The sequence below is a fragment of the Mesorhizobium sp. WSM4844 genome, assembly GCF_055811775.1.
In genome coordinates this window covers 1-7,885 of sequence record NZ_JBVVQB010000107.1, presented here as the reverse complement: position 1 = coordinate 7,885, position 7,885 = coordinate 1, and the positions used below count along the sequence as shown (strand labels likewise).

The 7,885-nt window shown below is 65.1% G+C and carries 11 protein-coding genes; 6 read left to right on the top strand and 5 right to left on the bottom strand.

Annotated features, from left to right (window positions below; genetic code table 11):
* Positions 1 to 111: 111 nt before the first annotated feature.
* Together dinB and AC0L2A_RS35545 are read right to left on the bottom strand one after the other, a co-directional pair.
* The gene (dinB, locus tag AC0L2A_RS35550) at positions 112 to 1,353 is read right to left on the bottom strand and encodes a DNA polymerase IV (protein WP_473612853.1); all 1,242 of its coding nucleotides are present in this window, start codon (positions 1,351 to 1,353) and stop codon (positions 112 to 114) included.
* 207 nt (positions 1,354 to 1,560) lie between these two features.
* Positions 1,561 to 1,929 (bottom strand): hypothetical protein, encoded by a 369-nt coding sequence (locus AC0L2A_RS35545; protein WP_473612852.1) that lies wholly within the window; start codon positions 1,927 to 1,929, stop codon positions 1,561 to 1,563.
* 217 nt (positions 1,930 to 2,146) lie between these two features.
* Here AC0L2A_RS35545 and AC0L2A_RS35540 point away from each other — a divergent pair, with 217 nt between their 5' ends.
* Positions 2,147 to 2,449: a hypothetical protein gene (locus AC0L2A_RS35540; RefSeq protein ID WP_027154271.1), complete on the top strand. Its 303-nt coding sequence runs from the start codon at positions 2,147 to 2,149 to the stop codon at positions 2,447 to 2,449.
* A 58-nt stretch (positions 2,450 to 2,507) separates the two neighbouring features.
* Here AC0L2A_RS35540 and AC0L2A_RS35535 read toward each other — a convergent pair whose 3' ends face one another.
* The gene (locus AC0L2A_RS35535; protein ID WP_473612850.1) at positions 2,508 to 3,203 is read right to left on the bottom strand and encodes an XRE family transcriptional regulator; all 696 of its coding nucleotides are present in this window, start codon (positions 3,201 to 3,203) and stop codon (positions 2,508 to 2,510) included.
* 361 nt (positions 3,204 to 3,564) lie between these two features.
* Between AC0L2A_RS35535 and AC0L2A_RS35530 the strand changes: the two genes are divergently transcribed.
* The 4 genes from AC0L2A_RS35530 (at position 3,565) to AC0L2A_RS35515 (ending at position 5,340) form a co-directional block, all read left to right on the top strand.
* Entirely contained in the window at positions 3,565 to 3,957 is a 393-nt protein-coding gene (locus AC0L2A_RS35530) for a hypothetical protein (protein ID WP_473612849.1), read from the top strand.
* Positions 3,958 to 4,096: 139 nt separating this feature from the next.
* The gene (locus AC0L2A_RS35525; RefSeq protein WP_473612848.1) at positions 4,097 to 4,699 is read left to right on the top strand and encodes a DUF6456 domain-containing protein; all 603 of its coding nucleotides are present in this window, start codon (positions 4,097 to 4,099) and stop codon (positions 4,697 to 4,699) included.
* Between the two features lie 79 nt (positions 4,700 to 4,778).
* A complete protein-coding gene (locus AC0L2A_RS35520; RefSeq protein WP_473612846.1) occupies positions 4,779 to 4,949 on the top strand; it encodes a hypothetical protein in 171 nt (56 codons plus the stop codon).
* Between the two features lie 118 nt (positions 4,950 to 5,067).
* A complete protein-coding gene (locus tag AC0L2A_RS35515) occupies positions 5,068 to 5,340 on the top strand; it encodes a hypothetical protein (RefSeq protein WP_419693923.1) in 273 nt (90 codons plus the stop codon).
* Positions 5,341 to 5,625: 285 nt separating this feature from the next.
* Here AC0L2A_RS35515 and efp read toward each other — a convergent pair whose 3' ends face one another.
* Positions 5,626 to 6,192 (bottom strand): elongation factor P, encoded by a 567-nt coding sequence (gene efp / locus AC0L2A_RS35510; protein ID WP_091598816.1) that lies wholly within the window; start codon positions 6,190 to 6,192, stop codon positions 5,626 to 5,628.
* A gap of 129 nt (positions 6,193 to 6,321) precedes the next feature.
* Between efp and epmA the strand changes: the two genes are divergently transcribed.
* Complete coding sequence (epmA, locus tag AC0L2A_RS35505; protein ID WP_473612845.1) at positions 6,322 to 7,365, top strand: EF-P lysine aminoacylase EpmA; 1,044 nt, start codon at positions 6,322 to 6,324, stop codon at positions 7,363 to 7,365.
* A gap of 3 nt (positions 7,366 to 7,368) precedes the next feature.
* Here the strand turns inward: epmA and AC0L2A_RS35500 are convergent, their stop codons facing one another.
* Positions 7,369 to 7,737: an endonuclease domain-containing protein gene (locus AC0L2A_RS35500; protein WP_473612844.1), complete on the bottom strand. Its 369-nt coding sequence runs from the start codon at positions 7,735 to 7,737 to the stop codon at positions 7,369 to 7,371.
* Between the last annotated feature and the right edge of the window lie 148 nt (positions 7,738 to 7,885).

Sequence of the window (7,885 nt, the reverse complement as noted above, 5' to 3'; positions counted from 1 at the left end):
TAGGGCAGTAGGGCAGTAGGGCAGTAGGGCAGTAGGGCAGTAGGGCAGTAGGGCAGTAGGGCAGTAGGGCAGTAGGGGCTAATTTCCCTACTTCCCTACTCTCCTACTCCCTTACAGTTCCTTTTCGGCCAGCTCGCGAAACGCATCGGGGACCGATCGCGATTGGCCGAACGCGACAGAGGCATAGCCGACCGCCTCCCAGCCGAAGCGGTCGCGGATCTGGTCGATGGCGCGGTCGGCGGTCCAGCGCGCCGCGCCCTTCCTGGTGCCGGGGCGGCGGCTGTCATCGTCGAGGCCGAGCGGCAATTCCAGCTGCAGGGCCGGTTGGTTCTCCAGATGCGAGACGGCGATCGCCAGCAGCGAGATGGTCTTTTCGTGCGGATGATCGACAAGCACCTTGCGCACCAGCGCCTCGGCGATCTCGGCCAGCATCGCGGTTGCCGAAATCGGCTGGTCGAGCGTGATCGAACGCGTCACCGAGCGCAGATCGGCAAAGCGGACGCGGACCGTCACCGTGCGGCCGGGTCGCGATTTCGCCCGCAGCCTGGTTGCGACCCTGTCGGCCAGATGCAGCAGGGTGGGCACGAAGATTTTTGCCTCGGCCGGTTTCCTGCCGAGTGCCGACTGCGCGCCGGCCGATCGCGCCCGGCGCTGCGTCTCGAGTTTTCGCGGATCGCGGTTCCAGGCCAGCGCGTTGAGTTTTTCACCCGCCGCCGGGCCGAGCAGACGCTCCAGCGACCCACCATTGGTCTTCGCCAGCTCGCCGATGGTGCGCACACCAATGCCGGCCAGCCGCTCCCTGGTGACCGGACCGACGCCCCACATCAGTTCGACCGGCAGCTCGTGCAGAAACTCCAGCTCGTGGCGCGGATCGACCACCACCAGCCCGTCGGGCTTGGCCACCTGCGAGGCGATCTTGGCCAGGTGCTTGGTGCGCGCCACGCCGACCGAGATCGGCAAGCCAAGCTCGGCCCGCACGCGGCGGCGGATGGTTGTCGCGATCTCGACCGGCGGGCCGAACAGATGGGTGCAGCCGGCAACGTCGGCAAAGGCCTCGTCGATGGAAATCCGCTCGACCACCGGGGTGAAATCGCCGAGCACTTGAATAGCCGCATCGCCGAGCCGCTGATAATCCTTGAAATGGCCGCCGACGAAAATCAGCCCGGGGCAGAGTTCACGCGCGCGCCGCCCCGGCATGCCGCCACGCACGCCAAAAGCCTTGGCCTCGTAGGACGCGGCCAAGACGACGCCGCCGCCGACGGCGATCGGCTTGCCGCGCAGGGCGGGGTCGAGCAACTGTTCGACCGAGGCATAGAAGGCGTCCAGATCAGCGTGGAGGATGTTGGCTTCCATCCGGCCCGTTCGCCCGCGGCGGTTCGAACGCCGCATTGTCTTGAGGGTGAGTTTTTGTGGAACATAAAGAGAACAAATAGGGCGGATTGTCAAGGAACGTGGAGGGCAGGTGGAGGGTAATCGCTTCAGGTTTGCGCTGCCCTTCATCGCCCTGCCGGGGAGAAGGTGCCGGCAGCGGGGCGGCGCCGACGTACCTCAACCTCCAGCCTACGCCGCCTGCCGGGACCAGAGGCGGTGGCCGTAGCGGCGGAAGAAGCGCGCCAGCAGAAGCTGCTGCCTGGCGCGGGCGAGGTCGGTGCCGCGCCTTTCCTGGCGCCAGCGCGGCATGTTGCGATAACAGGCAATCAAGCGGGCGACGTCCTCGAGCGCCTCCTCGGCCGACTGCGCCGGGCGGACCGCCGCCAGGAACAGCGCCTCGCCATGCTTCAGCCTTTCGATCAGCGCCTTGCGCTGGTCATGGCCCTGGCGGGCCTTGCCTATGCCGTCGTGGCGGATGGCGGCGAAGGCCGTCAGCATGGCCGGGCTGTCGCCAGTATAGCCGCAATCGCGGGCGAATTGAGCGGAGAGGGCGTCCATCCTCGTTTCCTTGGCTTGCGGCGGCCGCGACGGATGCCCGGCCCTTGCCGCCTGTCCGATCGTCCGCGGCGCTAACTATCCATCGGGTATGCAATATAAGCATAACTCACAAAATGGCACAAGTTAAACTTTTGCAAGCGTTAAGCGGAACCGACTCGACTCTTCGGGAAAAACCCCTAATGATGTGAACAAAACAGGAACTGAGGCATCAGGGACGATGGCATTGCCGGGCAAGGAAGCAACGATAGCCGAGGTCGTCTCGATCGCGGTCGAGTGTATCGATTGCGGTCGAAACAGATGGTGGAAGCCGGCGGAGCTGAGGCGTTTCGGGGTGACCGCGCAGACGCCGCTGGCGGCGTTGTCGGGGCGGCTTCGCTGCTCGGCCTGTCGCGCCGATGGCCTGCCGGGCGCGGCGGTCTCGATCCAGGCGGCGTTCATCGACGAGCGGCAGCAGCGCCGCGCCGAAGCGCGGATGCTTGGCGAGCGCGAGGTTCTGCTGGAGAGATCCAGGCGGGCTTGATGGGGAGTGGCGATTCCTTCTCCACAGGGGGAGAAGGGCGCGCTCCGCCGCCGCCGCCCTAGTAACCCAGCAGTTCCTTGAGCGGGATGACGCGCCAGACGTGTTTTATCGCGTAGCGGTTGAAGCTCAGCGTCTTCGGCGGATTGTACTGCTCGACGACCAGCTCGGCGGCGGTCCGCTTGACCAGCTTTTTGATGAAGGCCTTGCCGTTGCGCTCGTTTTCCTCGGGAAACATCTCGATCACCACGTGGTCGCCGGGCACGGCGTCGCGGCCGCCGCAATAGAGCATCTCGCCGGGCTCGTAGCGCGGCACCATCGAATCGGAGAGCACGTGCAGCGCGAACACCTTGCGCAGATGGGCGATGCCGGGCGGGCGCTGGACATAGCCGGCGACCTCGCCGTTGAAGGTGAAGTCGCCGTCGTCGCCGCCGACCGCGGCACCCAGAAGCTCGATGTCCATCGGGCCGGCGGGCAGGGGGGCGGCGTCGGTGACGATCTCGGCGTCGGCGACATTGTCGGCGTCGTCGAGGAAGACGACCTCGCCCTTGCCGAGCGCCACCGGGTCGACGCGCAGGAAGGCGGCGGTCTTCAAAAGGTTCTCGGTTTTCGGCAGGTTGCGGCCGGTTTCCCAATTCCCGACAGCGGCGACGTCGGTGTCGTTGTGCTCGGCAATATGGCGCATCACCAGGCCGCGCTGCTTGCGCGCCTTGCGGATCGCCGCCCCGACCTTGATCGACAATGAGGTTTTCGCCATGGCGCCATCTGAAACATAAGAATCGATTTCGTCCATGAAAGAATAGCTTGCATAATTTTTTGAGTTATGCTTATATATAGCCATGCACAAGCCACGCTCCATCTCGCTTTCCCATCCGTCCCGGCTGTCCTCCTCCCCGGCCGGGACGAAGCCCGAGGCTCGCGCCTCGGATCCGGTCGCCCTGCCGCCCGCGGCGGCGACCGGAACGGCCGGAGCCGTCCCCTCACGGCTCCGGCCCCGAATTTCGGCGCCGCCGCGCCGCCCCTCACCTGCTTGCCGGCATCCTCTCCCCGTCAACGGGCGTCAACGGGGAGAGGGGCGCAGCTTCGGCATTTACGCAACCTTTCAATGGACCGACGCCATGCCCGCCTACACCGATACAGTATCGCAAAGCATCGCCCGCACGCCCGCCAGGCTGGCGCCGCCGGTCTGGCTGCCGCAGCGCCCGTTGGTGCGCGAGATCCAAGGGCCCGACGGCGAGGCCCTCAAGCTGCCGTCGCCGCCCCCCGCTGCCGCCGTCGGGCGCCAGCCGCATGTCGCGGCCATGCGCTTCATCGACTGCCTGTTCAACCGCTGCCGCGCACCGCTCGACCTGACGCTCGAGCAAAACCCCGAAAACGACGCGCCCGGCAGCCGGCCGGCACTGGCGATGCTGTGCTGCGGCTTGCGCACGCGGCCGCTGAAAAGCTACTGCGCCTATCACGCGGCGCGGTTCTGCGACCATCGCCGTACGGCTCTCGCGGACGCAGCGTGAGCGGCATCGGGTCGACGAAATCGCCAGCGTGCGGCGCGACCGCCCCTCTCCGTCTCGGCTTTGCCGAGCCACCTCTCCCCACTCCGTGGGGCGAGGAACCCAGGTTCTGCGACGGCAGCAATCAAACGAGGAGCCACAAATGAGCAAGAAAACCGCGCAAAAGGCCAAGCCGCCCAAATTACCCACCGGCGAGGCCGAGCAGGTGCGTATCCGCAAGCAGGTCGGCCATGATTTCGCGCTGAAGGACGATGCCTTCGGCCGCAAGCGGCTGGCGACCGGCACGCTGGAGGCGAGGCGCGTCTATGAGGTGTCCAATAACGGCCACACCGCGACCGGCGGCATTGTGCGTGTGCGCAATGTCGACCCGCTGACCGGCATCACCTCGCTGTCGCGCCAGCAGCGCGAGGCGGGCATGCGCTACCGCGAGGATTTTCGCGTCTCGGCACAGGACGGCGTCAAGCCGATGGCGCTGACCGAGCGTGTCGACGGCGGACGCATCGGCGGCGGCGTTGCCGACCGCATCCTGTCCGCCGGCCGCGCCTATGCCGACGCCACCAGGGCGCTTGCGCATTGGGAGGTGTCGGTCGTGGTGCAAAAAGTCTGCTGCGCCGGCGAAACGGTGAAGAGCCTCGCCGAACAGACCGGCGAGCCGCGGGATGTGCTGTCGAAACTGCTAAAAATCGGGCTGGACTTGCTGGCGGTGCATTACGGCATGATGCTGATGCGGCGGCCGCGGGGGTAGAGGGCAAACGGGGCTGGCGCTATGAACTTGTCATGCCATCAGAGGCTGCCTACCTGACCAAGAGATGTGAGGGTTGGTAATGCGTTTCATGGGCGTTGTTTTGGGGGCAATCTTAGCGATCATCGGCATTGTTGCCGCAACGGTGGCTGTGTCCGGCACCCATCCGATTTTTAATGTCTCGCTTGTCTTTGCGCTCTTGTTTGCCGCCGCAGTGCTATGGACTCATCTAAAGCCCCAGAAGCGAATGTAGCTAAGCCGCATCCTGATTTTCGGGGCGCGCAGCGAACCTAGATCGGCCAGCGTCCTCCAATTGAAGGGCGCGGGTTTCCCGACGGCCTGTTACGCTGCGCCATTGCTGGTAGATCACAATGCCAAAGATGCCGCAAAACGCTCATTTCGCAGATACGGCGCCGACGTCTTCGGCGCTGACCGCGTATGACGAGCACTGCATGCTGACTTACATCCGGCTGCTCGATGCTTCGGCGGACAGCGCCGATTGGCGTGAGGTCGCCCACACCGTCCTGCACATTGACCCGGAGCAGGAGCCAGAACGGGCATTCCGCGCCTGGGCGACGCATCTGGCGCGTGCCCGCTGGATGACCGGGGTTCGTGTCGATCGGCATGATCGTGGCACGGAATGACGCGGGAGATTTTTCGTGGAACTGCCATCCCGGTCTGACCGTTTAGACAGGAAACCAACTGGGAAGCGCCCGATGAACTCTTGGCAAATCAACACCTTGGAGGCCTGCTGCCTGCTTGCCGTCCCGCTGTCGATGATCCTCACGGTTCTGGTGGCCGGTTTCATCCTTGGCTGAATCTGCACTGTTCAGTGAAGGAGACGGCACGCATCGCGGCACCGGCGTGAGTTGCGCCCTGGCATTCATCGCGCGCGACACCTTCAGCGACGACAAAAATGATCCTGCCTCTCAGTCCTTGGCGCGCTCCACATAGGCGCCATCAGCCGTCATCACCACCACGCGGGTGCCGGCGGTGATGTGCGGCGGAACCAGCGTCCGCACGCCGTTGGACAGCGTCGCCGGCTTGTAGGACGAGGACGCGGTCTGGCCCTTGGTCACCGGCTCGGTGTCGACCACCTCGAAGGTGGCGCGTTGCGGCAGCACCAGCGAGATGGCGATGCCGTTGTACTGCGAAATCTGCACCGCCATGCCTTCCTTGAGATAGGGCGCCATCTCGCCGACCACGCTTTCCGGCACCGCGACCTGGTCGTAGCTTTCCGGGTTCATGAAATGGTAGCCTTCGGCGTCGTGGTAGAGGAAGGTATGCTCGCGCTCCTCGACATAGGCGCGCTCGACCTGCTCGGTGGTGCGGTAGCGCTCCGAAACCTTCACCCCGTCGGAGATGCGGCGCATATCGAGCTGGGTCACCGGCGTGCCCTTGCCCGGATGGATGTTTTCGGCAAAGAGGATCACATAGAGCTTGCCGTCCTTTTCGACGACATTGCCTTTGCGTAGGGAACTGGCGATGACCTTCACGGGCTTTATTCCTAAGAGCGTTGACTGGCCTGGGAGCGCCGAATGGCGCAAATCGGCTGCGGGAGCCGTTCGGTGCGGCCTAGCGCATCTTGGCGGCAATCGCCAGTCCTCGATGCAAATCCTGTCGCCATGACCGCCGCCTCGCCGTGGTGGACGCCTGATGTTCACGCCGACCGGCGGCCGCGGTTGATCCTGCGCAACGCCATCACCGCGGCCGTGCGCGACTGGTTTGCCCGCCGCGACTTCGTCGAAGTCGAGACCGCGGCGCTGCAGGTCTCGCCCGGCAACGAGGCGCATCTGTCGGCCTTCGCCACCGAGGCGCTCGGCCCGGATGGGCGGCACCAGCCGCTCTATCTACACACTTCGCCGGAATTCGCCTGCAAGAAGCTGCTCGCCGCCGGCGAGAAACGTATCTTCAGCCTGAGTGCCGTCTATCGCAACCGCGAGCGCGGCCCATTACACCATCCGTCCTTCACCATGCTCGAATGGTACCGGGCCGATGAGACCTACGACAGTCTGATGCAGGATTGCGCCGGGCTTGTCGCGCTGGCCGCCGAGCGCGCCGGCACGAAACGCTTCGGCTTTCGCGGCCGCGAGGCCGATCCGTTCGCCGAGCCGGAACGGTTGAGCGTCGCCGAGGCTTTTATCCGCTATGCCGGTATCGATCTGCTGGCCACGCTCGCCGCCGACGGCAGCACCGATCGCGAGGCGCTGCATGCGGCTCTGGTCCAGGCGGGCTTGCGCACCGCGCCCGACGACAATTGGGCCGATCTGTTCAGTCGGGTGATGGTGGAAAAGATCGAACCGGGGCTGGGGCAGGGGCGCGCCACGATTCTTTACGGCTATCCGATTTCGGAGGCAGCCCTTGCTCGGCCGGGCGCCGATGACCCGAGGACCGCCGAACGCTTCGAACTCTATTGCTGCGGCGTCGAGCTGGCCAATGCGTTCGGCGAGCTGACCGACGCCGACGAGCAGCGCCGGCGCTTCATCCTCGAAATGGACGAGAAGCAGCGCATCTACGGCGAACGCTATCCGATCGACGAGGATTTCCTCGCCGCACTGGCCATCATGCCGCAGGCAAGCGGCGCCGCGCTCGGCTTCGACCGGCTGGTGATGCTGGCGACGGGGGCGGGCAGGGTCGAGGATGTGATGTGGACGCCGGTGGCGGGGTGAAAGTCAGCGCCTGTCCGCACCGGCCTCGATGATTATGTGCTGGCAGACATTGTCGATGTCGCGAATGACGTCGTCGTTCCAGAAGCGCAGGATGGTCCAGCCGCTGCTCTTCAAATAAGCGCTGCGTGCTGCATCGCGCTCCGCGCGTTCAGTGTTCGCGTGCTGGCTGCCATCGACCTCGACGACTAGGCGGTGTGTCGGACAGGCAAAGTCAACAATGTACGGTCCGATCGGCACCTGCCGGCGAAAACTCAGCTCCATCAATCTATGGGCGCGAAGCTCGTTCCAAAGTTTCAACTCGGCGTCGGTCATCACACGACGCATCGATTTTGCGTTCTTGCGCTGACGCGGCGGAACGAGATCGTGACCCATCAGGCACCCTCGTCTTCGTGATTGGCGAAGGCATCGATGAGGGCCGATCTCCCCCCTTGCGGGGGAGATGCCCGGCAGGGCAGAGGGGGGTGCTGTCCCTCCAACCTGTCAATCGATCGCAGCCACGCCCTCCCACCCCCCTCTGTCC

Excerpts from the sequence above, each read along its gene's own strand:
- AC0L2A_RS35530 (WP_473612849.1), top strand. The coding sequence starts at position 3,565 with ATGCCCGCCTACACCGATACAGTATCGCAAAGCATCGCCCGCACGCCC.
- AC0L2A_RS35500 (WP_473612844.1), bottom strand. The coding sequence starts at position 7,737 with ATGGGTCACGATCTCGTTCCGCCGCGTCAGCGCAAGAACGCAAAATCG.
- AC0L2A_RS35525 (WP_473612848.1), top strand. The coding sequence starts at position 4,097 with ATGAGCAAGAAAACCGCGCAAAAGGCCAAGCCGCCCAAATTACCCACC.
- dinB (WP_473612853.1), bottom strand. The coding sequence starts at position 1,353 with ATGGAAGCCAACATCCTCCACGCTGATCTGGACGCCTTCTATGCCTCG.
- AC0L2A_RS35545 (WP_473612852.1), bottom strand. The coding sequence starts at position 1,929 with ATGGACGCCCTCTCCGCTCAATTCGCCCGCGATTGCGGCTATACTGGC.
- epmA (WP_473612845.1), top strand. The coding sequence starts at position 6,322 with ATGACCGCCGCCTCGCCGTGGTGGACGCCTGATGTTCACGCCGACCGG.
- AC0L2A_RS35515 (WP_419693923.1), top strand. The coding sequence starts at position 5,068 with ATGCCAAAGATGCCGCAAAACGCTCATTTCGCAGATACGGCGCCGACG.
- AC0L2A_RS35535 (WP_473612850.1), bottom strand. The coding sequence starts at position 3,203 with ATGGCGAAAACCTCATTGTCGATCAAGGTCGGGGCGGCGATCCGCAAG.
- AC0L2A_RS35520 (WP_473612846.1), top strand. The coding sequence starts at position 4,779 with ATGCGTTTCATGGGCGTTGTTTTGGGGGCAATCTTAGCGATCATCGGC.
- AC0L2A_RS35540 (WP_027154271.1), top strand. The coding sequence starts at position 2,147 with ATGGCATTGCCGGGCAAGGAAGCAACGATAGCCGAGGTCGTCTCGATC.